This is a genomic window from Kitasatospora sp. NPDC101235 (assembly GCF_044767505.1).
Lineage (GTDB): Bacteria > Actinomycetota > Actinomycetes > Streptomycetales > Streptomycetaceae > Kitasatospora.
In genome coordinates this window covers 55,914-78,119 of the sequence record NZ_JBIWNZ010000034.1, presented here as the reverse complement: position 1 = coordinate 78,119, position 22,206 = coordinate 55,914, and the positions used below count along the sequence as shown (strand labels likewise).

The window sequence follows — 22,206 nt, the reverse complement described above, 5'->3', positions numbered from 1 at the left end:
GCGTGGGCGGCGTGTGAGTGTTGCGGCTTCCCCGACCAGGGCACAGCGCACGGAGTGGCGATGCGTCGTTCGGGTCTTCACACCCGAGGCCGGGGCCAAGCCGTCGGCCCGCTGAGGCCCGCTGAGGTCCGCTGAAAGGAAGAGCGAACACCATGTCGCACCACGTCCCGGTCGCTGCAGTACCCTGCCGCCGCATTCCGGCACACCAGTTGGACGAGAAGGAGATGCTCTGGGCCTTCCTGCGGTTCGCCCGCGCGACCGTCGTGGCCAAGGCCGACGAGTTGACCGCGGAGCAGCTGACCAGGCGGCACGTCGGATCCGCCACCACCCTCGGCGGCATCCTCGGGCATCTGGCGTGCGTCGAGTACGACTGGTTCGCCAACCGGCTCGGCGGGGGCGGCGTCCCCATGCCGTTCGGTCCTGAAGACCCCGACGGTGACTGGCGCACCGGTGATCTCGCCGTGACCGACCTGGTCGGCCGCTACCGCGAGGCGTGCGCGAGCAGCGACGAGGTGATCGCCGCCCTGGACCTGGACTCCACCGGCGCTCAGACCGGCAGCGACTACACCCTGCGCTGGGCCATGACCCACCTGGTGGCCGAGACGCACCGCCACCTCGGGCACGCCGACCTGCTGCGCGAGCTGACCGACGGCGCCCGCGGCTGGTGAGAGCCCCGGACCGGGACTCGCCTGATCATCGCGCGGCTCCGAGCCGTCGCCCGTCAGGAGGCCAGCACGCGTGACATGGTCTGCGCACCACGCTGCTGGGCCGCTCGCCGCCCGTTCAGCCACCGTTCTGGGCCGGGCCGCCCAACGCGCGGGCGAGGAGACGGTACGACCAGCTGCTCGCCCGGCACCACGCCCATGCCGTGCCGCCGAGCGCCCGGTACCAGGCGATGCCGAACGGGAGGGCGATGGCGAACCAGGACGGGGGTGCCAGCTCGCCAGGCCGCCGGGCACCCTCGCACGCCCAGCGGCGGCACCGTTCGACGCCCCGGCGCGTCCAGGCGGCGCAGCGTTCGGCGCGCCCGGACCAGCGGGTGGAGGCCCGCAGCAGCGCGGCATTCCAGCTGCTGCGGAGGCGTGCCATCGCATGCCTCCTCTCGTGCGGTCCCCTCAGCGCCCCAGGCGTGCCGCCAGCTGCTCCGGGAGGGTGTCGCGGTTCGCCCGGGTGAGGGGGAGGACCTTGACGTCGGTGCGGCGCTTGAGGGCGTCGGTGAACGGGCCGTGCTGCGCCTGGACGGTGGCCACGACGTCGACCTCGGCGGCGAACACGGCCCGGACGGTGTCCTCGAAGGGGCGGTACGCCAGCTCCATTCGCCCGAGCTCGTCGATGAGCACGAGGGTCTGGGACGACCACACCAGGGACGGCAGGGCCAGTCGCTCCATGACCCGCAGGTCGACGCCGTACCGTCCGACCCGCGGCGGGCCCGGAAAGTCGACATGGGCGAGCACGGCCCGTTCGCCCGCAAGCGTCTCCAGCGCGAATCCGACCCGGCTGCCGTCCGTACGGATCTCCTCCGTGGTGAAGCCGCAGGTCTTCCGGGCGGGCAGCAGCGCCGCGAGTCGGCGGATCGCGGTGGTCTTCCCACTGCCGGGGCGCCCCTCCAGCAGGATCCTGGTCGGCATCTCGGACTCCGCATCGGGCGGTCGGGTGGTGGCCGGCCCCCGGTGACCAGCATGTCCCTCCGCGCGCCCGGGCCGCAACGCCGTTCGGCGGTGCGGGCGGGGCCGGTCGGCCCTCGCGGGGCGCGGCGCCGGCGCGGAGGCTGGAGAGGTAGCACGGTGACGGCCGAGGAGGCGTCCACGCCCAGCCGCTGCCGCCCGGCGCGTCCGTCCGCAACCCGGTGGACACCACGGCGGCGGTGGGGCCGACCGAACAAGGCCGCGCTCGGCAGGCCGCGCCCTCCCCTGTAGCACGTGCCAGGTGCCCGACAACCGACTCCCGGGATGCAGAGGCTCCACAACCAGGACAACGCTGGAAGGGACGGCTCCCGTCCATGGGCCGCTGCCCGACGAATCACGGCCGGAACGGACCAGCACATCCGACGCGATTCCGATGGTCGGCCAGTCGCCGGGTCGCGCCCCCACAAGCCCAGCACCCACACCACGAAGGGGATGGCGGTCATGCGCACTGCGCGGGACATCATGCACACCGGAGCTACCTGCGTGCAGGAGAGCGAAACGCTGGAGGCCGCGGCCCAGCGGATGCGCGAACTGGACGTCGGTGCGCTGCCGATCTGCGGCGCCGACGACCGGCTGCACGGGATCATCACCGACCGCGACATCGTGGTGAAGTGCCTGGCCGAGGGCCGGAACCCCAGGACCACGACCGCCGGCGAACTCGCCCAGGGAAAACCGGTCACCGTCGACGCGGACGCCGACCAGGACGAGGTCCTGCGGCTCATGGAGGAGTACCGGATCCGCCGCCTGCCGGTCATCGACGCCCACCGGCTGGTCGGCATGATCAGCGAGGCCGACATCGCACGGCACCTGGACCGGCACGAGGTCGGCGAGTTCGTCGGAGCCGTCTGCTCCCCGCGTCAGAGCCTTCCGTAACCGCCCACCGGTTGCCGGGCGCACAGGCGGTACCCGACGAACGCTGCCGCCCCAGGGCGGCAGCAGGGAAGCCGCCGTCACAGGGCGGTGGGACCACCAGCCACCAGGAGGCCCTGACCCAGGGCGTCCGGCTCCCGTGACGGGCCCGAAGGCCCCTGGTCCCCGAGCAGCGCCGTGGGGTTCGGTGGACTGGAGGATCGGAGGCTTGGCATGAGTGAGCTGCACGACGACACACAGACGGCGCGCCGCACAGCCCACGGCCTGCGCGACCGGCTGGAGGCGGCGCTGCTCGCGGTGACCGGCGCGGCCCTGGCCGCCGGTGGGATCGCCTGGCTCGCCGGGGCGGGGACGCTTGCCGACGTGTGCTGGGCCGCTGGTACGGCGGTGGCGATCGTCCCCTCCCTCGCCTGGGTGATCGGCGCTCTGCGCCGGGGCCGGGCCGGGGTCGACCTGATCGCCGTCCTCGCGCTGGCCGGAACTCTCGCCACCGGCGAGTACCTGGCCGGAGCCCTGATCGCGCTCATGCTGGCCACCGGTCGCTGGCTGGACGCCGCCGCCGAACGCCGCGCCTCCCACGACCTGCGCCACCTGCTCGAACACGCCCCGCGCTCGGCCCGCCGCCGCACCGGTGACCAGGTCCGCACCGTCCCCCTCTCGGAGGTCCGGGTCGGTGACCTCCTGGTGGTCGGGCCCGGCGAGGTCGTCCCGGTCGACGGCCGGATCGAGAGCGGCACCGCAGTCCTGGACGAGTCCGTCCTGACGGGGGAGTCGGCGCACACCGAGCGGGCGGCCGGAGAGACGATCCGCAGCGGCGGCATCAACGCGGGCAGCGCCTTCGACCTGCGTGCGACCGCCACCGAAGCCGACAGTACGTATGCGGAGATCGTTCGCCTCGCGCAGCAGGCCGGTGCCGAGAGCGCCCCGGTGATCCGGCTCGCCGACCGGTACGCGACGAGGCCCACGCCCGCGGCCTGACCCTCCTGCCCGCACACGACGTCGCCGAGGAGCCCGGCCGCGGCGCCACCGGCCACGTCGACGGCACGGTGGTGAGCGTCGGCAAACACGACGACGCCGCCCTGCCCGCATGGGCCAAAGCCGCCGACAACCGCGCCACCCTGGATGGCGCTGCCGTCGCCTGGCTCACCGTCGACGGTGAGCCCACCGGAGCGATCCTGCTGCGCGACCCGCTCCGTCACGACGCCCCCCGCGCCCTGCGCCGCCTGCGCGAAGCCGGCATCACCCGCCTGCTCATGCTCACCGGTGACCGCGCCGAACCCGCCCACGAGATCGCCGCCGTCCTCGGCCTCGACGACGTCCGGGCTCAGCAGACCCCCGCTGACAAGGTCGCCGCCGTCCGCGCCGAACGCGGGCACGCCGTCACCGTCATGGTCGGCGACGGCGTCAACGACGCTCCCGCCCTCGCCGCCGCCGACGTCGGCGTCGCCATGGGCGCCCGCGGCTCCAGCGCCTCCTCCGAAGCCGCCGACATCGTCCTGACCACAGACCGCGTCGACCGCCTCGCCGACGCCGCTGCCATCGCCGTCCGCGCCCGGAGCATCGCCGTCCAAAGCGCCCTCGGCGGCATGCTGCTCTCCCTCGCCGCCATGGTGGCCGCCGCGTACGGACTGCTCCCGCCAGCCGTCGGCGCCCTGCTCCAGGAAGCCATCGACGTCGCCGTCATCCTCAACGCCCTGCGCGCCCTACGCCTCGACCGCACCGCCCTGCCCGCCGTCGAACCGGCCACCGAACAGCTCATCCGGCACTTCGCCGCCGAACACGACGACCTGCGCGAGGTCATCGAAGCCGTCCGTGAAGCCGCCGACCAGCTCGCCGACACCACCGGCCCGCAGGCCCTGCACGCCGTGCGCCACGTCGACCGGCTCCTCACCGAACAGCTCCTGCCGCACGAACTCGCCGAGGAGCACCAGCTCTATCCGGCCCTCGCCCCCGCCCTCGGCGGGCCGGAAGCCACCGCCACCATGAGCCGCGCCCACACCGAGATCCACCGCCTCGCCCGCCGGGTCGCCACCCACCTGCAACTCGCCGACACCAGCCACGGCCACCTGCGCGACGAACAGCTCGACGACCTGCGGGCCTGCCTCTACGGCCTCCACAGCGTGCTGCGCCTGCACTTCACCCAAGAAGAGGAGAACTACTTCTCCCTCGCACACTGACCGAACGGCGTTCGAGGCGCGTGGCAGTGTCACCGCTGGGGTGGCGCGTAGGCGCGCAGGAAGGTCCGGACGCCGGCGACGACGATCTCCTCGGTCTCCGTCTGGTCCAGCGGGTACGCGCCCCAGTACGAACGCTGGGTGACCTCCGTCGCGGTCAGCAGCACGAAGTGGGAGGCCGCCCGCGCCGGGTCCGGTGCCGCCAGCCACCCGTCCTCGGCCAGTTCCCCGAACCGCTGCCCGAGGGCGGCGAACACCCGGCGCGGCCCGGCCTCCTGCCACGCGTCCAGGGCGGCCTTCGGCAGGTGCCGGGCCTCGGCGTTGATCTGGCGCACCAGCCCGAAGTGGTCGGCGAACTCGGTCAGCGGGGTCGCCCAGGCCAGGGCGAACGCGGTGAGGTCCGCCTCCGGGTCGGTGACCTTCCCGAGCCGGCGCTCGATGATGTCCAGCTGGGCGTCGGCGACCTGCGCCGCGCTCTCCCGGATGACGGTCTGGAAGAGCAGTTCCTTGCCCGTGAAGTGGTTGTAGATGGTGCGGGTGGACACCCCGGCCTCCGCCGCGATGGCGTCGATGCTGGCGCGGGTGTAGCCCTCCCGGCCGAAGACCGTGCGGGCGGCCCGGGTGATGGCCTGGCGCTTCTCGGCCAGCCCCCGGCGGGGCCGGTCCGGCGTTTCCTGTCGGCTGGTCATGGAGTGCTCCTTCATTGCCGCCCCCTCAAAAATTGCAGTGACCGTTGTACTTGTTGCCATACGCGTTGTACTTTACCTGACGTGCCGTCCGAACGGGCGGTGACAGAACAGCAGCGCGCCCCCTGGAGACAGCCATGTCCGAGACCCCGTTCCGCCTCGCCGTCATCATCGCCAGCACCCGGCAGGGCCGCTTCGCGCCCACCGTCGCCGACTGGTTCGTCCGCACCGCTGGGCAGCGCGCGGACCTCGACATCGACGTCGTCGACCTGGCCGAGCACCCGCTGGCCCACGTGGGCGAGGAGCCCACCGCCGAGCAGGCCGAGCGGCACGCGGCCCTCACGCCCCGGCTGGCCGCCGCCGACGCCTTCGTGGTGATCACCCCGGAGTACAACCACAGCTTCCCGGCCGCCCTCAAGAACGCCATCGACCTGCACCGTGCCGAGTGGCAGGCCAAGCCGGTCGGCTTCGTCTCCTACGGCGGTCTCGGCGGCGGGCTGCGCGCGGTCGAGCAGCTCCGGCTGGTCTTCGCCGAGCTGCACGCCGTCACCGTTCGGGACACCGTCAGCTTCCACAACGTCTGGGGCCTCTTCGGCGAGGACGGCGACCCGGTCGACCCGACCGTCCAGAACGGCGCCACCAAGGGCATGCTCGACCAGCTCACCTGGTGGGCGCACGCGCTCCGGGACGCCCGCACCGTCCGCCCGTACGGCGTCTGAACCGCGGCCGGGGGGCGAAGAAGATGAGCACCGCCACCGGGCCGGTCACGGCCGGAACAGCCACTGGCACAGCCACCGGAACAGCCACCGACAAAGCCACCGGTACAGCCACGGCTTCCGCGGCCGTCGCCGCCGTCGTGGTCCTCGGCTCGCTGATGACCGTCCTCGACACCACGATCGTCAACGTCGCCCTCAACCGTCTCGCCGGGGACTTCGGCGCCCCGCTGGCCACCATCCAGTGGGTCACCACCGGCTACACCCTGGCGCTCGCCACCGTCACGCCGGTCACCGCCTGGGCGATCGGACGGTTCGGCACCCGCCGCCTCTACCTGACCGCGCTCACCCTGTTCGTGCTCGGCTCGGCGCTGGCCGGCGCCGCCTGGGACGCCCCCTCGCTGATCGCCTTCCGCGTCCTTCAGGGCCTGGGCGCAGGCATGGTGATGCCGGTCGGGATGACCATCCTGGTCCGCGCCGCCGACCCGGCCCGCACCGGCCGCACCATGAGCGTGCTCGGCATCCCCGTCCTGATCGGCCCGCTGGCCGGTCCGGTCCTCGGCGGCTGGCTGGTCGACGAGGCCTCCTGGCGCTGGGTCTTCCTGATCAACCTGCCGCTCGGCGCGCTCGCCCTCGCCCTCGCCGCCCGGCTACTGCCCCGCGACGGCGGCGGATCCCGCCGCCGGCTGGACCTGCCCGGCCTGCTGATGCTCTCCCCGGGCCTGGCCGCACTGATCTACGGGCTGGGCGCCGAGCACGGACACCCCGCCGCGGCCGGCAGCCTGCTGCCCACCCTGGCCGGCGCAGCCCTGGTCGCCGGGTTCGTCGTCCGGGCGCTGACCGCGGGGGACCCGCTCATCGACCTGCGGCTGCTGACCCGACGCGCCTTCGCCGGGCCCGCCGCCACCATCGCCCTGTTCGGCTGCGGCTACTTCGGCTCGATGCTGCTGCTCCCGCTCTACTACCAGCTGGTGCGCGGCCAGAGCGCCACCGACGTCGGCCTGCTCGGCATCCCGCAGGCGCTCGCCACCGGCATCACCATGCAGTTCTCCGGCCGACTGTCCGACCGCTTCGCCCCCGGCCGGATCGTGCTCACCGGCACCGCCGTGGCCGCCACCGGCTTCCTCGGATTCACCGTCCAGGTCGCCGCCGACACCCCGTACCCTCGCCTGATCGCCGCCCTGGTGGTGATGGGGACGGGCATCGGCATGACGCTGATGCCGGCCATGGCGGCCGCCACCCGCAGCGTCGCCCCGGCCGAGGTCCCGGCCGCCACCACCCTGGTCACCATCGTCCAGCAGGTCTCCGGCTCGGTCGGCACCGCCCTGATGTCCGTCCTGCTCACCGGGGCGATGGCCGACCGGCTGCCGACCACGGTCGCCGGCGGGCAGGCCGGCGGGGAAGCCGGCGGCGGACTGGCCGCGGTGCAGGCCCTCGACGGCGCCGCGCGGGCCGCGCTCGCCCCCGACCTCGCGGACGCCTTCCGGGACACCTACGGCTGGGCCGTCGCCCTGCTCGCGCTCGCCCTGCTGCCCGCGCTGCTGCTCTCCCGCCGGGCCCCGGGCGGCGCCGCCGCCGGGAGCGCCACATCACGCCAAGTGCACACCTCCTGACGAGAGTTCACCACGCTCCACCGAGCCGCCCCCACCCCGTACGCTGACTTCGCTACGGGTGGGGGCCGGCGCCTTCGGCCCTCCCGGCAACGTGTGAGCGCCGCACCACCGGAGCTCCCGGACGGGGTCCGGTGCGCGACCACGACCCCCGACTCGCCCGAGCCCTCACCGACTTCCTCACCACCCACGGCCACCTCCGACGCACCCCCGAAACCGACGGCGATGCGCCGGGCACTCGGTGATCCTCATGTGCACGGCTTGGACGTCTTGGGCGGCAACACTGCGGCCCGGCACGAGGTCTGGCGGCTGGAAGGGCAAGGCCGGCTGGAGGCAGCCTTGGCGGATCACTACCGGGACGTCACGGCACCAGGCACTCAGCGGCGGGGCAGGGGGACGACGCTCCTGGCGCCGTCCCCCTGGCCTGTGTCGGGGATCAGGACGGGGAGTTCGCGGCTGAACGTACTCAGCTCGCGGCGGAGGCGCTGGAGCTCGTCGTCCTTGGCCGCGAGGGCGGACAGCAGCAGTTGGTGGCGCTCCCTGAGCAGGTTGAACTCGGTGTATGTGCTGGCGAGTTTGCCGGTGAGCCGCTGGTTGAGGTCCCGCAGGCGCGCGATGCGGGCCTCGCGGGGGTCGGGTTGGGCCAGGAGAACTGACGTCGGGCGGGTGACGCCTGCGCCATTTCGAGGACTCCGGGAACCAACGGCTCGGCGGAGAGCGGCAACAAGCCCCGCCCTCTCCGGTACCGGCCCCGACCGCCGCCGGGGCCGGTACCGGCCGCCCTCAGCCGACGTCCCGGCGGCGCAGCCCGGCGAGGCCCGTGCCGGCCAGACCGGTGGCGAGGAGGGTGAGCCACACCAGCGGCGCCCACTGGAGGCTTCCTCCCGGGAGCCGTGGCAGGTGCTGGAACGGCGTCAGATCCATGACCCAGTGGTTCAGGTCGAGCGTGGGCCCCAGGTAGCCGATCAGGAGCACGAGCGCGTTCACGCCCCAGACAGCCGCCTCCCGGCGGGGCAGCAGGCCGACCACGGCCATGGCGAACCCGGCCATGACCCAGACGGCGGGCAGCTGCACCAGGGCGGCGACGAGGCAGCGGCCCAGCCGGCCGACCGGATCGCCGACGGCCGCGCCGGCGCCGATCCCGGTCGCGGCCCCGCCGGCCGCGAGCAGTACGGCCGATCCGAGCACGGGGTGGACGAGGTGACCGCCGGCCCAGCGCAGCCGGGAGACCGGAGTGGCGAGCAGGGGCTCGGCCCGGCCGCTGCTCTCCTCGGCGCGCATCCGCAGGACCGCCTGCACCGCGTAGACCGAGGCGACCATGCCGAAGACGCCGAGGATCGCCGCGAGGTAGGCGTCGACCGCTCGCTGCTGGCCGCCCATCCGCTCGATGATCTGCCGTAGCTGATCGCTGCCTCGGATCATGTCGAGGACGCCGTTGCTCACCCCGCCGACCACCAGGCCCCCGGTGGTGAAGCCGAGGGCCCAGCCGAGGAAGGCGCCGCGTTCGAGCCGCCAGGCCAGTGCCCGCGTGCTGCGCAACCGCGGGCCTGCGGCTGCCGGGCCGGGCTTCGGTGCGAGCAGAGCTGCGCCCAGGTCGCGCCGGTTTCCCAGCACGGCTGCCCAGCCGAGCAGGAGCGCGGCGACGGTGAGGAGCAGTGCGAGCGGCCACCAGCGGTCGCCGCCGTAGGGGCGGATCTGTTCCGCCCAGCCGATGGGGCTCAGCCACGACAGCCGGCGCGCCCCGTCCGGCCCCGCGCCGTCACCGGCGGCCCGTGTCAGGAAGGCCGCTGCGAGCAGTGCTCCGGTGAGCACGTTGGCCCCGCGGGCGGTCTCGGTGAACTGCGCCGTGACGGCCGCGACCCCGGCGAAGCACAGGCCCACACCCGCGAAGGCCAGCCCGAGGGCGAAGGAGCCGGCGGCGGGCTGCCCCAGCGCGGTCAGGCCTGCCCCGACCACCAGCGCGATGGCGAGGTTGGCGAGCGCGGCGGTGGTGACGGCCGCGGTGAGCGCGGCGCCGCGGCCGACCGCGCCCGCTCCGACCAGTTCGAGCCGGCCGGACTCCTCCTCGGCCCGGCTGTGCCGGACCACCAGCAGCTGTGACATCAGCCCGGTGAGCACCGCACCGGCGACGAGCATGCGCCACGCGGTCAGGCCGCCGATGCTCGTCGGGTCGAAGACCGAGCCGTAGAGGGCGCGCAGCGAGCCGCTGTCGTTGATGGAGAGGGCGAACCCGGTACGGTCCGCCTCCGTCGCGTAGAGCCGCTGGAACGCGACGAGGGTCGCGAGCGTCGAACCGGCGACGGCGTACAGCCACACCGGCAGCATCAGCCGGTCCCGGCGCAGCGCCAGGCGCAGCAGCTCCCGGCTTCCTCGGATCGTCATCGCCGCCCGGCTCCCGTCCGCCCGGCCGCCGGCTGGGCGTGGCCGTCCACGTAGTGGCGCAGGAACAGCTCCTCCAGGGTCGGCGGACGGCTCGTCAGGGTGCGGAGTCCGACGGCGGTGAGCGCGCGCAGGAGGCCGTCCAGGTGGCCGGCGTCGACCTGGCAGCGCAGGTGGGTGCCGGTCAGTACCAGGTCGTGGACGCCGGGAAGCCCGGTGAGTCCCTGTGGCGGAGCACCGAGCTCGGCCTCGACGAAGGTGCTGGTGAGGTGCCGCAGGTCGGCCAGGCTCCCGGTCTCCACGGTCCGTCCTGCGCGGATGATGCTCACCCGGTCGCACAGGGCTTCGACCTCGGAGAGGATGTGGCTCGACAGCAGTACGGTCCGGCCGCGTTCGCGTTCGAGCTCGATGCAGTCGCGGAAGACCTCCTCCATCAGCGGATCGAGCCCGGAGGTGGGCTCGTCCAGGAGGAGCAGTTCGGCGTCCGAGGCGAGCGCCGCGACCAGGGCCACCTTCTGGCGGTTCCCCTTGGAGTAGGCCCGGCCCTTCTTCGTGGGGTCCAGTTCGAAGCGCTCCAGGAGGTCGGCCCGGCGCGCGGGGTCCAGTCCGCCGCGCAGCCGCCCGAGCAGGTCGATGACCTCTCCTCCGGTGAGGTTCGGCCAGAGCGTCACGTCTCCCGGCACGTAGGCGAGGCGGCGGTGCAGGGTGGCGCCGTCGCGCCACGGGTCCCCGTCCAGGAGCCGCGCGGTGCCGGCGTCGGCCCGTACCAGGCCGAGCAGGATGCGGATGGTGGTCGACTTGCCGGAGCCGTTGGGGCCCAGGAAGCCGTGCACCTCCCCGCGGGCGACGGTGAGGTCGAGCCCGTCGAGGGCCCGGGACCGGCCGAAGGCTTTCGTCAGGCCGGACACTTCGATCACTGATGTCATGTGGTGTGAGCCCTCCGTTCGGATGTCGTCGTAGTCGTGGTCGATCGTCGGGTGCGGCCGCGGCCGGCACCGGCGCTGGTCATGAACGGCAGTGGCTCGGCCGGTCGCGCCGTTCGGCGGCCTCGGGCCGGGCCGGCTGGGCGAACTCGCACGGCACGGTTCGGTTCACGCCCAGCAGCCGCAGCACCTTCGCGGGCTGCCGGGAGACGCCGCGCAGGCACAGGCGGGTGCCCGCTGCCAGGCGCCGGTTCACCTGGAGGAAAGCGCTCGCCCCCGAGCTGTCGCAGAAACCGACCGCGGACAGGTCGAGCACCAGTTCCCGGTTGCCGTCGTCCGTCAGGCCCAGCAACGCTGGGACCAGCTCGGACGCGGTGAGCACGTCCAGCTCGCCGTGCAGCCGTACCACCGTGGTGCGGGCCTGCGGATCGCGGGTGACCGAGTGGATCAGGCTGCCCGTGACCGGGGCGGGTGCGGTCATGACCGCCTCTGCCGTTGTGCTCACCACAACCTCCTGGAAGTTCCGTCGTCCCTGGCGGCCTGCCCGGCCGTGTGCCCGCCTCGGGGCGGGCGGTCCCGTGCCGCACCGAAGCCAATCAACTGTCGAGGGTGCAGGGGAGATCCGTTCGGACCCGGGTGAGCGGGTCGGTGGTCCCTGTATCGAGGTCGGCGACAGGCCGGGTGCGTTCCGTCGGGACGACCGCACCGACCGGCCGCGCCGGTTCGACGGTGCTGCCCACGGGCCCGGTACGGCGCGTGCCCGGTGTCCGGCCACGTAGGTCCTGGCCGGGTCTTAGCCGGACCGGAGCCGGAGTAGGGCCCGGACCATCGGCGGGAGGCTTCTGTGATAATCGACCGGCCGGTGACCAGGACGAGACGAAGGGAGGCCCGCATGGATGGGGACGGGGTGCGGTCGCGGATTCCGCAGCTGCGGCTGGACGAGTTGCTGGAGGAGCTCCAGGCCCGGATCGACGCGGCCCGGGGTACTCGGGACCGGGTGCACAGCCTCTTGGAAGCGGTGCTGTCGGTCGGCCGGGAGCTGGACCTGACGCAGGTGCTGCGGCGGATCGTGGAAGCCGCGGCCGTGTTGGTGGACGCCCGGTACGCGGCGCTCGGCGTGATCGGGCCGGACGGCGAGACGCTCTCGCAGTTCCACACGGTCGGACTGTCGGACGAGGAGATCGCGAAGATCGGTCCGTACCCGACGGGCCGGGGAATCCTGGGCGAGCTGATCCGCAACCCCGAGCCGCTGCGGCTGGCGGAGCTGTCGGAGCACCCGGCGTCGTTCGGCTGCCCGGTGCACCATCCGGTGATGCGGGCCTTCCTCGGCGTTCCGGTACGGGTGCGCGACGAGGTGTTCGGGAACCTCTACCTGACCGACAAGCGGAGCGGTGAGGAGTTCGACGCCGACGACGAGTCCGTGATCGCCACCCTGGCCGTCGCGGCCGGCGTGGCGATCGACAACGCCCGGCTGTACGAGGAGGCCCAGCGTCAGCAGCGCTGGTTGAGCGCGAGCGCGGAGATCACCCGGAGCCTGCTGTCGGGCAGTTCCCGCGCGGACGTGATGGAGCTGATCGCGCAGCGGGCGCAGGAGATCACCGGCGCCGACCTGGCCGACGTGTCCATCCCGGTGGCCGGGACGGACACGGTGCGGGTGGAGCTGGCGCTGGGCGGCGACGCGAGCGGCCGGGCGGGCCTGGTGGTGCCCCTGGAGGGGTCCCTGTCGGGGGAGGCCTGCGCGTCGGGGGTGCCGGCGACCACGGTCGACCTGGCAGGCGATCCGCGGCTGTCCGTCGGCCCTCGGAGGTTCGAGGGGCTCGGACCGGCGGTCGCGGTGCCGCTGGGCCGGGCCGAGGGGCAGATCGACGGCGTGCTGCTGCTGGCCCGGGAGACCGGCGCGTCCGAGTTCACCGATCGGGAGATCGGACCACTGCTCGGGTTCGCGGACCAGGCCGCGCTGGCGCTGGAGCTGGCGGAGCGCCGCCGCGACGTCGAACAGCTCGCGATGCTGGAGGACCGCGACCGGATCGCCCGCGACCTGCACGACCTGGCCATCCAGCGGCTGTTCGCCACGGGGATGACGTTGCAGAGCGCGGCCCGGTTCATCGAACACCCGGGTGCCTCGGACCGGGTGCTGCGTGCGGTCGGCGACCTGGACGAGACCATCAAGATCGTCAGGTCGACGATCTTCGGGCTGCGGGCCCGGGAGGACGCCGCCGGCCGCGGGCTGCGCGCCCGGGCCGTCCGCGCGGTGGAGCAGGCACAGGCGGTGCTCGGCTTCGCGCCGCGGCTGAGCATGGAGGGCCTGCTGGACACCGATGTCCCGGCGGAGGTGGCGGAGCACGTCCTCGCGGTGCTGGCCGAGGCGCTGAGCAACGCCGCCCGGCACGCGCGGGCGGGCCGGGTCGAGGTCGCGCTCCAGGCGGCGGGCGGGCGGGTGGTGCTGTCCGTCCAGGACGACGGGGTCGGTGTTCCCGAGCAGGGGCGGCGCAGTGGCCTGCGCAATCTCGCGGAGCGGGCGGAGAGGCTCGGCGGCTCGTTCGAGGTGGTCAGTCCGGCCGAGGGCGGCACGAGGCTGTCCTGGTCCGCTCCGCTGGGGTGAGGGCCGGCCGTGCCTGCGGGGCCGGTCACGCCTCGCAGGGGGACGAACCGGGCAGGGAGCGCCCGGTCACCAGTTCCGGGCGGATCCGGATGGTCACGCGGCCGTCCGTACGCGCGGCGGCGGGGGCGGGGTGGCCCTTCTCGGTGCCGGAGGTGACGTCCGCCCGGCCGAGGACGGTGACGCTCCATCCGCTGCCGTCGGCCTCGTCGAGTTCGCTCGCCTCGAAGGCGACCACGGCGTCGGCGACGGCCCGGGCGATCTCCGAGCCGGCGTCGGTGTGGAGCAGGACGCTGCCGTCCGCCGCGATCCGGTAGCGGAGCGGCATGACGGCCGGCAGCGCACCGATGGTGTAGACCAGCCGGCCGATGGCTGCCCCGCCGAGCAGCCGCAGGCACTGCGGCTCGTCCAGTGGTGTGAATTCGGCTGTCATGCATCCATGCTCGACGGAGGCCGCTCTTCCCGCGAGGGACCGATGGTCCCCCGTGAGGCCTCCGGGTGGCCCCGATGTGCGGGTGCTTCCGGCCCGGTGAGGGCCGTTTCGGCCGGTCGTCCTAGCGGGTCGTGCGGGCCGCCGTGGGGTCGTGGCCCGCCAGTACCTGGGTGGCGATGATCGCGGCCTGCACCCGGCGTTCCACGCCGAGTTTGGCGAGCAGGCGGGAGATGTGGTTCTTGACGGTCTTCTCGGCGAGGTAGAGCCGCTCGCCGATCTGCCGGTTGGTCAGGCCCTCGCCGACCAGGGCGAGGATCTCCCGCTCGCGGTCGGTGAGGTTCAGGGAGTCGGACGGTTGCCGCGTGGCGTCGCCGCGCAGTCTGGCCATCAACCGGGTGGCGGCACCGGGATCGAGCATGGACTGGCCGGAGGCCACCGTGCGGACCGCGGAGACGAGGTCGGTGCCGCTGATCTGCTTGAGGACGTAGCCGGCGGCGCCGGCCATGATCGAGTCGAGCAGGGCCTCCTCGTCGTCGAACGAGGTGAGGATCAGGCAGGCCAACTCCGGCATGCGGGAGCGCAGTTCGCGGCAGACCGTCACGCCGTCGCCGTCGGGCAGCCGCATGTCCAGGACCGCGACGTCGGGGCGCAGCGCCGGCACGCGCGTGAGTGCCTGCGCCACGGTGGAGGCCTCGCCGACCACGGTGAAGCCGGGTTCCGCGTCCAGCAGGTCGTGCACGCCCCGACGGACCACCTCGTGGTCGTCGAGGAGGAACACCTTCACCGGGTCGCCCGAGCCGGCCGCCGCGTGGTCTGCCATCACCGCTCCGTGGTCATGGCCTGTCCCCGTGGCAGGCCGTACAGATCTCGTCGCATTGTGCCGGATTCCGGGCGGGGGCGGTAGGGCCGGACGGCCCTGTTCGTCAGGGGAGGCGGGCGGTGCCCGCCTCCCCTGGGTGGGCCGGTCGGGCTACTTGCGGTGCATGGTGTGCAGGGCCTGGGCGAGGACCTGCGGGTCGTGGTGGCCCTTGTAGACGGACGGGGGCTGCCGGTCGAGGTCGAGGAGCTGCGCGACGGCGGTCCAGGCGGTGCGTACGGAGTACTCGACGGTGAAGACGACGTCGTCGGGTACCTCGGCGTACTGGCCGATGAAGGCGAGGTTGGTGGAACCCTCCGGGACCACCTGGGGCCGGTCGCCGTGGCTGCGCGCCAGGAACTGGCTGGTGATGTACGGCATCAGGCAGGGGATGACGGTGGAGGTTCCCGCGATCTCCTCGGCGGTGGCGGGATCGACGGCCAGGTGCCGGAGGACCTCCTGGAGGATCTCCGCGCCGCTGCACTCCCGCATCGGCTTCTGGACGAAGGTTCCCGGCTTGTCGGGGAAGAGGCCGTAGCCCCACCACACGGAGACGCCCTCGGGCTGCTGCTGGTAGACCGGCTGGCGGTTGACCACGACGGTGAGCAGCCACGGGGAGCCGGTGAGGGTGAGCAGGCCGCCGCGGCCCGTGGCCCGGCCGGTGAACGTCTCCATCCACTCCAGGAAGGCCGGATCCTCGGCAGTGACGGTGAAGGACTCCCAGGTGGAGTCCTCGGGGCTGCGGTCGAACACCTCGGGGCGGCCGAAGTCCTCGCGCCCGCGAGCGATCCGGTGCCACAGCAGGAAGGAGTCGGGGCTGAGGGAGGTGTCCGGGCTGTGCGGCGGGGCGGTGTGGGAGCCGAGGACGGAGTCGGCGGTCATCGAGCCGTTGGTGACGAACACGAGGTCGTCCTCGGCGACGGGGACGTCGGCGTGCGCGCCTGCGAAGTGGACGCGCTCGACGCTCGTGCCCGGCCCGCTGCGGAAGGCCAGGTCCGCGACCCGGCGGCCGATGTGGATGTGGACCCCCTGCTCCAGGAGCCAGGCCGTGAGCGGTCGGATGATCGAGTCGTACTGGTTGTAGCGGGTCCGGTAGATCCCGGACATCGTCTCGAACTCCGGGAAGAGGTGGACGAAGCGCTTGAGGTAGCGCCGGAACTCGATGGCGCTGTGCCACGGCTCGAACGCGAAGGTGGTGCACCACATGTACCAGAAGTCGGTGGTGAAGAAGCCCTCGTCGAAACAGTCGGTGATGCGCTTGCCGTCGAGCAGCCGCTCGGGCGTGGCCAGGCACTTGACCAGTTCGAGCCGGTGGTGTTCGGAGAAGCCCATGGCGTGTCCGTCGCAGATCTCGCCGCCGGCTCGCACCAGTCGGGCGGCGTCGTCCCAGGGAGCCTCCTCGTGCGAGTCGAAGATGTCCTGGGTGGCCGACTTCGACGGGTCGTCCAGCGACGGGATGCCGGACAACAGGTCGTACGTGCAGCGGAACTGTGCCTCGAACATCCGGCCGCCGCGCATCGTGTAGCCCGTCTCGGGTGTGCCGCCCGCGTCCAGGCTGCCGCCGACCTCCTCCTGGCCCTCGTAGACGTGGATGTCGCCGCCGGCGAAACCTCCGTCCCGGATGAGGAACGCTGCTGCGGACAGGGCGGCGATGCCGCCTCCGACCAGGTGGGCCTTGGGCATCGGATGTCTCCTCAACTGTGGTGCGCCGAACCGCCACCGGCTGGACGAGCAGCGATCCCGGCGATCGGTGTCGGGCGATCGAATCCATCGATCAGGGGTACGGGCGACGGTCTGCTTCCGAGGCAGCGGGCGGGTCGTTGGGCCGTTGGTCATCGGTGCGGGAACGACGGTCCCGGTGGCATCCCGAGTGCGCGGGACCGGCGGACCGGGACCTGCGGGCCCTGCCGCAGGGCAGTGTGGCCCCCGCCGGACAACGGCGCGGGAAGGAAGTGCCGAGCGGGCGGACACCAACCGCGATCCGCGAGTCGAGGTCGAGGTCGAGGTCGAGGTCGTGTTCGGAGGCCCTGGGGGAGCCGGGCTGAAGGTCCCGGCCTTCAGGGCCCGTTCGGTCCTTCGCAACTTCCGCCGCAGTGACGATGGTTGAGGCAAACGAGAACGCGAAGGAGAAGACACGTGAGCGAGCAGACCGGACCGGAGCGGCGGATCGTGGTCGGTGTCGACGGATCGCCGGCATCGGTCGACGCGCTCCGGTGGGCCGTCGGCCAGGCCCGTGTACAGGGAGCCGTGGTGGAGGCCCTGATCGCGTGGCAGCACCCGATGGCCACCGCGTGGACAGTGCCGATCGAGGCCTACGAGGGTCTTCCGGGCATCGCACGGAAGACCCTCGACGACAGCGTCAGGGAGGTGACCGGTCCCGACGCTCCGGTCGGGATCAGGACCCGGGTGCAGGAGGGCGGCGCCGCAGAGTGCCTGCTGGACGCGGCCCGCGGCGCCGAACTCCTGGTCGTCGGCAGCCGGGGCCACGGCGGTTTCACCGGCGCCCTGCTCGGCTCGGTCGGGCAGCACTGCGTCCAACACGCGCCCTGCCCGGTCGTCGTGGTCCGCCACCCCAAGGCCTGACGCACACACCCCGTCATCGACGCGCGGCCATGCCGCCGACCGGAAAGGAGTGAACCGACCATGCGACACCGGATCGTGGGAGAACTGATGACGTCGGCCGTCGTGCACGTGAAGCCCGACACCGGCTTCAAGGAGATCGCCCGGCTGCTCGCCGGGCACGACGACTTCGACGGCGGCCGCCGCACCTCGCGCCGAACGCCGGCTACCGGGCGTGCGTCGAACGCTTCGAGGAGTGAGTCCGCGTCCACGTCCAGCGGGTCGACGGCCGGCAGGCTCGACGAGAGGCCCATCGCGTTCAGCGCCCTCTCGCGGGAGCGGGCCGGTCGGATGGGCGGAGGACCGGACGTCAGGCCGATGCCCGGAGCGCGCGACGCTCGGCCACGGTCAGCCACGCCACGGCGGCCACGATGACCACCGCGAGGACGAGACTGACCGGACCGGTGCCCAGGTCAAGGCCGCCGCGTCCGTGGCTGACACCGGCCCAGTCGGCGAAGCAGGCGCCCAGCGGCCGGGTGAGCACATAGGCCCACCAGAACGTGAGCACCGGCGACAGGCCGGACAGGCGATGGGCCATCGCGGGCACCGTGATCAGGGCGGCGAACAGCAGCCCGGAGGGCAGGTAGCCCCAGCCCAGGGTGGCGGCGGTCAGGTCCCCGACCGCCGTGCCGAGCGCGAAGGTGGCCATCACCGCGCACCAGTAGAAGACCTCGCGGCGACCGCCGGCGACCGTCTCCACCGCCAGGGTCCCCTCGGTGCGCCGCCACAGGACGAACACCAGGGCGAGGACGAGGGCGAACGCCGCCGCGGAGACGGCGTAGGGGACACCGAGGGCGACGTGCGCGACATCGGCGGCCATGGTGCCGAACACGCTCACCATGACCACCGCGGCCCAGTACACGACCGGGACGTAGCGGCGCGTGCGGGCCTGTGCGAACAGCGCGGCGGCCAGCAGCAGGCCGGCCGAGCCGACCGCCGGGATCGGTCCGAGCGTGCGGGCGAGGTAGTCGGAGGTGGTCTCGCCCATGCCGGTGGTGAGGATCTTGACGATCCAGAACACCGCTGTCACCTGCGGGACCTTGCTCCAGGCAGGCCCGGCGGACACGGCTTGGCGTCGGTGTGTGCGCTGGGGTGTTGTCATGGCGCCCAAGACGACGGCGCTCCCTTCCACGGTGCGCGGCCGCGGCCGCGCGGAACGAGTGGGTCAGCCGCCCAGGACGGTGTTGCCGGTGATCGCGTCGCTGGTGCCGTCCACCGTCACCAGGTGCCGCACGCCGTCCGGACCCAGGACCACGGCCTGCCACGCGCGGCCACCGCCCCGCTCGGTGACCGGGGACAGCGACTCGACCTTGCCGCCGGGCACACCCGACGACGCCTTGGCCACCGCATCGGCAGCGTCGGTCGACGGCAGCGCCGCCGGCGCACCGTGCACGTCCCGCCCCCGTACCCCGCGATCGCCGTGGCGGCCCCCACGAGTGTCCGGGCCGTCGCGCCGCTCGCGCTCACCCGCGATCTTCCGGTCGCCGTGGCCCTCGCCCTCGTGGTGGACCGCCACCGCCACCGCCGCCGCCGCCGCGCCACCGCCGAGCACGACCACGGCCGCGCCGACCACGACCCACCGCCCGGAGCGCCGGCCCACCCACCGTCCGGCACGGCCCAGACCCGTGCGCGTCCTCCCGGCAGTCATCGCCGGCTCGACCGGCTCGAACCGCTCCCCGTTCTCCACGGACTCGTTCACACCACCCACCCCTGTCCTCCGCAGGCCCGGGCCGTCCCCGGGCGACAGCCTCAGCATGTCCGGGCGATGCTGAAGATCAGCTGAAGATCCGAAGGCCCCTTCGGCCGCTCGGCCGGACACCTGTCACCCTTGGGGGCATGCGCGTACTCGTGGTGGAGGACGAACGCCGGCTGGCCCAGGCGCTCCAGCTCGGACTGACCGCCGAGGGATTCACCGTCGACCTCACCCACGACGGACTCTCCGGCCTCGCCCGGGCCACCGATCACGCCTACGACGTGATCGTGCTGGACATCATGCTGCCCGGCCTCAACGGCTACCGGGTGTGCTCACGCCTGCGGGCCGCCGGCAGCGACGCCGGCATCCTGATGCTGACCGCGAAAGACGGCGAATGGGACGAGGCCGAGGCCCTCGACACCGGCGCCGACGACTACCTGTCCAAGCCGTTCTCCTTCGTCGTCCTCGTCGCCCGCCTCAGGGCCCTCGCCCGCCGCATCGGCACCCGCGCACCCCGGCGCACCATCCTCGGAGACCTCATCGTCGACTCCGCCGCCCGCACCTGCACCCGCGCCGACACGACCATCGCGCTGACCCCGCGCGAGTTCGCCGTCCTCGACCACCTGGCCCGCCGCGCAGGCGAGGCCGTCTCCAAACGGGAGATCCTCGAACAGGTCTGGGACAGCGGGCCCGACAGCGACCCCAACACCGTTGAAGTCCACATCAGCGCACTGCGCCGCAAGATCGACACCCCGTTCGGCCGCGCCGCCGTCCAGACCGTACGCGGCGCCGGCTACCGACTGGCGGCCGACGGTGGCTGACAGCACTGCGGGCCGCATCCGTGCGGCCGCACGCCGCCGCCTGGCCCGCCACCCGCGTCTCGTGGCCCTCACCGCCCGGCTGGCCCCACGCTCGGTCCGAGCCCGCACCACCTTCGCCGCCTGCCTCAGTGTCGCCGTCGTCCTCGCGACCGCCTCGGCCGCCGTCATCCTGTTGCTGCGCGCCAACCTGGAACGCACCGTCGAAACCGGTGCCCGCGAGCAGGCCCAGGCCGTCGCCCGCCTCGCCACCGACGGACACCTCACCAGCCCGCTCCCGCTCGACCACGGCACCGATTTCATCCAGGTCGTCGACGCGCACGGCAGAGTCGTCGCCGCCAGCCAGAGCCTCGCCGGCCACCCCGCAGCCGCCCCCATCGACCACCAGGACGGCCACGACACCTTCAACCTCGGCGCCCGGGGCGACGAACACCACCAGCGCGTCACCACGATCACCGCCACCACCCCCACCGGCCCGGTCACCATCCACGTCGGCGCCTCCCTGCGCACCGTCGATGCCGCCGAGGACCTCACCACCGCCGCCCTCGCCGCGCTGAGCGCCGTTCTGCTGCTCACCGTCGGCGCCCTCACCTGGCGCTCGACCGGCCGTGCCCTCCGTCCGGTCGAGGCCATCCGCGCCGAAGTCGCCTCCATCGGCGACCGCGACCTCGACCGCCGCGTCCCCGAACCCCGCAGCGACGACGAGATCGCCCGCCTCGCCGGCACCATGAACGCGATGCTCGAACGCCTGGAGGCCGCCGGGGTCCGACAGCGGCGCTTCATCGCCGACGCCTCCCACGAACTACGCAGCCCCCTGACCGTCCTGCGCACCCAACTCGAAGTCGCCCGCGCCCACCCCGACCCCGACGTCCGCAACGACCTGGTCGCCGGCGCCCTGGAGGAGACCGAACGCCTCCAGGCCCTCGCAACCGACCTCCTCCTGCTCGCCCGCCTCGACGCCACCGGACACGACTGGCCGCACGAACCCGTCGACCTCACCGAACTCGTCCGCGCCACCGTCGCAGCCCGCGGCACCGAGCCCCACCCGGTCACCGTCCACACGCCCGGAGCGGTCATCATCCACGGGAACCCCCAATGGCTGCGCCGGCTGCTCACCAACCTGCTCGACAACGCCCAACGCCACGCCCGGCACCACATCACCGTGCGGCTCGACCTCGACCTCGACCTCGACAAGGCCGCGGGCCGGGCCCTCCTCGACGTGGCCAACGACGGTCCTCCGATCGAACCGGCCGACCAGGAGAAGGTCTTCGAACGCTTCGCCCGACTCGACGACGCCCGAAGCCGCGACGACGGCGGCGCCGGCCTCGGCCTCCCGATCGCCCGCGACATCGCCACCGTCCACGGCGGCACCCTCACCGTTCCCGACACACCGGGCACGGCGACCTTCCGAACCAGCCTCCCGCTCCCGGGCGATTCGGCCGCCGCCTGACGACCCTCGCGTGGACCGGTGATCAGGGGCAGTGAGTCCGGCACCGCGACAAGGTGCAGGCTGGTACGGACTGCCCCCGTCCTCGCCCGCGCCCTGGGCGACGCCTCATGGGTGACCCGGTTGCCGACGGTGAAGTGCTTGGGCGGCGCCTCCGCCTGGGGTTCGAAGGGGCTGGTGGGTAGGGGGCGGCGACCTGCCGCAAATTTCGTCATTCCGGCCGGTATGTGCCTGGAAGCGCGGGCGCGGACTTTCCAGTGCATACGGGTCGAGCCTGACCGGAATGCCGCACACATCGTCTGGTGCGTCCTCGCGAAGGGCGACGGTGGGCAGTGTGCACCGTCTTCGAGGGGCTGTCACCGCGAGGGCGGGCGTTCCGTGTCGCGGGAATTCCTGGGAGTTGTCGGCCCGGACAGGGCGTGGCCGCATGCTCAAGGGGCCTGCTCTCCAGGCATGTTCACGGTCCTCTCGGCTCGGAACGGCCGTTCGGCGGGAAGGCGCCCGCAGAACCGGGGTGAAAAATCCCGCCGCAGCCGGCGGTGGCCTGCTACAGTCGCCCTAGTTGCAGTAGTGGTTCCCATGAACTTTGTGTGCGCCTGCTGATGTATTGCAGGCGCATTTTTTGTTCCCCGGCTCTTCCCCGGTGGGCGCTCCATGCGGTGACTCGAAGCCCGCGCCGTGCGTGCTTCGGACAGCCCCTT

General features: G+C 73.1%; 19 protein-coding genes and 1 pseudogene. 9 read left to right on the top strand and 11 right to left on the bottom strand.

Features of this window, described 5'->3' with window-relative positions:
- The first annotated feature begins 152 nt into the window (after positions 1 to 152).
- Entirely contained in the window at positions 153 to 668 is a 516-nt protein-coding gene (locus ACIRRH_RS37365; RefSeq protein ID WP_403076571.1) for a DinB family protein, read from the top strand.
- A 115-nt stretch (positions 669 to 783) separates the two neighbouring features.
- On the opposite strand, the gene ACIRRH_RS37360 is transcribed toward ACIRRH_RS37365, so the two are convergent.
- Positions 784 to 1,089, bottom strand: coding sequence for a hypothetical protein (locus ACIRRH_RS37360; RefSeq protein ID WP_403076568.1), 306 nt, complete (start codon positions 1,087 to 1,089; stop codon positions 784 to 786).
- A 26-nt stretch (positions 1,090 to 1,115) separates the two neighbouring features.
- Positions 1,116 to 1,628, bottom strand: coding sequence for a nucleoside-triphosphatase (locus ACIRRH_RS37355; RefSeq protein WP_403076565.1), 513 nt, complete (start codon positions 1,626 to 1,628; stop codon positions 1,116 to 1,118).
- 498 nt (positions 1,629 to 2,126) lie between these two features.
- On the opposite strand from ACIRRH_RS37355, the gene ACIRRH_RS37350 reads away from it, so the two are divergent.
- Positions 2,127 to 2,558: a CBS domain-containing protein gene (locus ACIRRH_RS37350; RefSeq protein ID WP_403076562.1), complete on the top strand. Its 432-nt coding sequence runs from the start codon at positions 2,127 to 2,129 to the stop codon at positions 2,556 to 2,558.
- 210 nt (positions 2,559 to 2,768) lie between these two features.
- Positions 2,769 to 4,732, top strand: a pseudogene (locus tag ACIRRH_RS37345) (heavy metal translocating P-type ATPase).
- A 29-nt stretch (positions 4,733 to 4,761) separates the two neighbouring features.
- On the opposite strand, the gene ACIRRH_RS37340 reads toward ACIRRH_RS37345, so the two are convergent.
- Positions 4,762 to 5,418 carry a TetR/AcrR family transcriptional regulator gene (locus ACIRRH_RS37340; RefSeq protein ID WP_403076560.1) on the bottom strand — a complete coding sequence of 219 codons (657 nt, stop codon included), beginning with the start codon at positions 5,416 to 5,418 and terminating at the stop codon, positions 4,762 to 4,764.
- A gap of 134 nt (positions 5,419 to 5,552) precedes the next feature.
- Here ACIRRH_RS37340 and ACIRRH_RS37335 point away from each other — a divergent pair, with 134 nt between their 5' ends.
- Positions 5,553 to 6,134, top strand: a complete 582-nt coding sequence (locus ACIRRH_RS37335; RefSeq protein WP_403076557.1) for an NADPH-dependent FMN reductase — start codon at positions 5,553 to 5,555, stop codon at positions 6,132 to 6,134.
- A 23-nt stretch (positions 6,135 to 6,157) separates the two neighbouring features.
- A complete protein-coding gene (locus tag ACIRRH_RS37330; RefSeq protein ID WP_403076554.1) occupies positions 6,158 to 7,741 on the top strand; it encodes a DHA2 family efflux MFS transporter permease subunit in 1,584 nt (527 codons plus the stop codon).
- 780 nt (positions 7,742 to 8,521) lie between these two features.
- On the opposite strand, the gene ACIRRH_RS37325 is transcribed toward ACIRRH_RS37330, so the two are convergent.
- The 3 genes from ACIRRH_RS37325 to ACIRRH_RS37315 all read right to left on the bottom strand — a co-directional run bounded on the left by ACIRRH_RS37325 (position 8,522) and on the right by ACIRRH_RS37315 (position 11,545).
- Entirely contained in the window at positions 8,522 to 10,120 is a 1,599-nt protein-coding gene (locus tag ACIRRH_RS37325) for an ABC transporter permease (RefSeq protein ID WP_403076552.1), read from the bottom strand.
- On the bottom strand, positions 10,117 to 11,043 hold the full coding sequence (locus ACIRRH_RS37320; protein WP_403076550.1) for an ATP-binding cassette domain-containing protein: 927 nt from the start codon (positions 11,041 to 11,043) through the stop codon (positions 10,117 to 10,119). Before ACIRRH_RS37320 ends, ACIRRH_RS37325 begins: the two co-directional genes overlap by 4 nt.
- A 79-nt stretch (positions 11,044 to 11,122) precedes the next feature.
- On the bottom strand, positions 11,123 to 11,545 hold the full coding sequence (locus ACIRRH_RS37315; protein WP_403076547.1) for an STAS domain-containing protein: 423 nt from the start codon (positions 11,543 to 11,545) through the stop codon (positions 11,123 to 11,125).
- A gap of 387 nt (positions 11,546 to 11,932) precedes the next feature.
- Here ACIRRH_RS37315 and ACIRRH_RS37310 point away from each other — a divergent pair, with 387 nt between their 5' ends.
- The gene (locus tag ACIRRH_RS37310; protein ID WP_403076545.1) at positions 11,933 to 13,642 is read left to right on the top strand and encodes a GAF domain-containing protein; all 1,710 of its coding nucleotides are present in this window, start codon (positions 11,933 to 11,935) and stop codon (positions 13,640 to 13,642) included.
- 25 nt (positions 13,643 to 13,667) lie between these two features.
- On the opposite strand, the gene ACIRRH_RS37305 is transcribed toward ACIRRH_RS37310, so the two are convergent.
- From ACIRRH_RS37305 to ACIRRH_RS37295, 3 genes are all read right to left on the bottom strand, one after another.
- Positions 13,668 to 14,072, bottom strand: coding sequence for a pyridoxamine 5'-phosphate oxidase family protein (locus ACIRRH_RS37305; RefSeq protein WP_403076544.1), 405 nt, complete (start codon positions 14,070 to 14,072; stop codon positions 13,668 to 13,670).
- 121 nt (positions 14,073 to 14,193) lie between these two features.
- Positions 14,194 to 14,892 (bottom strand): response regulator, encoded by a 699-nt coding sequence (locus ACIRRH_RS37300; RefSeq protein ID WP_403076541.1) that lies wholly within the window; start codon positions 14,890 to 14,892, stop codon positions 14,194 to 14,196.
- Positions 14,893 to 15,042: 150 nt separating this feature from the next.
- A complete protein-coding gene (locus tag ACIRRH_RS37295; RefSeq protein ID WP_403076538.1) occupies positions 15,043 to 16,611 on the bottom strand; it encodes an oleate hydratase in 1,569 nt (522 codons plus the stop codon).
- A 453-nt stretch (positions 16,612 to 17,064) separates the two neighbouring features.
- Here ACIRRH_RS37295 and ACIRRH_RS37290 point away from each other — a divergent pair, with 453 nt between their 5' ends.
- A complete protein-coding gene (locus ACIRRH_RS37290) occupies positions 17,065 to 17,511 on the top strand; it encodes a universal stress protein (RefSeq protein WP_403076535.1) in 447 nt (148 codons plus the stop codon).
- A 346-nt stretch (positions 17,512 to 17,857) separates the two neighbouring features.
- On the opposite strand, the gene ACIRRH_RS37285 is transcribed toward ACIRRH_RS37290, so the two are convergent.
- Positions 17,858 to 18,577: a hypothetical protein gene (locus tag ACIRRH_RS37285; protein WP_403076533.1), complete on the bottom strand. Its 720-nt coding sequence runs from the start codon at positions 18,575 to 18,577 to the stop codon at positions 17,858 to 17,860.
- 135 nt (positions 18,578 to 18,712) lie between these two features.
- A complete protein-coding gene (locus ACIRRH_RS37280; RefSeq protein WP_403076531.1) occupies positions 18,713 to 19,246 on the bottom strand; it encodes a hypothetical protein in 534 nt (177 codons plus the stop codon).
- A 137-nt stretch (positions 19,247 to 19,383) separates the two neighbouring features.
- Here ACIRRH_RS37280 and ACIRRH_RS37275 point away from each other — a divergent pair, with 137 nt between their 5' ends.
- Both ACIRRH_RS37275 and ACIRRH_RS37270 read left to right on the top strand, forming a co-directional pair.
- Entirely contained in the window at positions 19,384 to 20,061 is a 678-nt protein-coding gene (locus tag ACIRRH_RS37275; protein ID WP_403076529.1) for a response regulator transcription factor, read from the top strand.
- Positions 20,054 to 21,508 carry an ATP-binding protein gene (locus tag ACIRRH_RS37270; protein WP_403076526.1) on the top strand — a complete coding sequence of 485 codons (1,455 nt, stop codon included), beginning with the start codon at positions 20,054 to 20,056 and terminating at the stop codon, positions 21,506 to 21,508. The genes ACIRRH_RS37275 and ACIRRH_RS37270 overlap by 8 nt, the downstream gene beginning before the upstream one ends.
- Positions 21,509 to 22,206 lie beyond the last annotated feature (698 nt).

Excerpts from the sequence above, each read along its gene's own strand:
- ACIRRH_RS37365 (WP_403076571.1), top strand. The coding sequence starts at position 153 with ATGTCGCACCACGTCCCGGTCGCTGCAGTACCCTGCCGCCGCATTCCG.
- ACIRRH_RS37360 (WP_403076568.1), bottom strand. The coding sequence starts at position 1,089 with ATGGCACGCCTCCGCAGCAGCTGGAATGCCGCGCTGCTGCGGGCCTCC.
- ACIRRH_RS37355 (WP_403076565.1), bottom strand. The coding sequence starts at position 1,628 with ATGCCGACCAGGATCCTGCTGGAGGGGCGCCCCGGCAGTGGGAAGACC.
- ACIRRH_RS37350 (WP_403076562.1), top strand. The coding sequence starts at position 2,127 with ATGCGCACTGCGCGGGACATCATGCACACCGGAGCTACCTGCGTGCAG.
- ACIRRH_RS37340 (WP_403076560.1), bottom strand. The coding sequence starts at position 5,418 with ATGACCAGCCGACAGGAAACGCCGGACCGGCCCCGCCGGGGGCTGGCC.
- ACIRRH_RS37335 (WP_403076557.1), top strand. The coding sequence starts at position 5,553 with ATGTCCGAGACCCCGTTCCGCCTCGCCGTCATCATCGCCAGCACCCGG.
- ACIRRH_RS37330 (WP_403076554.1), top strand. The coding sequence starts at position 6,158 with ATGAGCACCGCCACCGGGCCGGTCACGGCCGGAACAGCCACTGGCACA.
- ACIRRH_RS37325 (WP_403076552.1), bottom strand. The coding sequence starts at position 10,120 with ATGACGATCCGAGGAAGCCGGGAGCTGCTGCGCCTGGCGCTGCGCCGG.
- ACIRRH_RS37320 (WP_403076550.1), bottom strand. The coding sequence starts at position 11,043 with ATGACATCAGTGATCGAAGTGTCCGGCCTGACGAAAGCCTTCGGCCGG.
- ACIRRH_RS37310 (WP_403076545.1), top strand. The coding sequence starts at position 11,933 with ATGGATGGGGACGGGGTGCGGTCGCGGATTCCGCAGCTGCGGCTGGAC.
- ACIRRH_RS37305 (WP_403076544.1), bottom strand. The coding sequence starts at position 14,072 with ATGACAGCCGAATTCACACCACTGGACGAGCCGCAGTGCCTGCGGCTG.
- ACIRRH_RS37300 (WP_403076541.1), bottom strand. The coding sequence starts at position 14,892 with ATGGCAGACCACGCGGCGGCCGGCTCGGGCGACCCGGTGAAGGTGTTC.
- ACIRRH_RS37295 (WP_403076538.1), bottom strand. The coding sequence starts at position 16,611 with ATGCCCAAGGCCCACCTGGTCGGAGGCGGCATCGCCGCCCTGTCCGCA.
- ACIRRH_RS37275 (WP_403076529.1), top strand. The coding sequence starts at position 19,384 with ATGCGCGTACTCGTGGTGGAGGACGAACGCCGGCTGGCCCAGGCGCTC.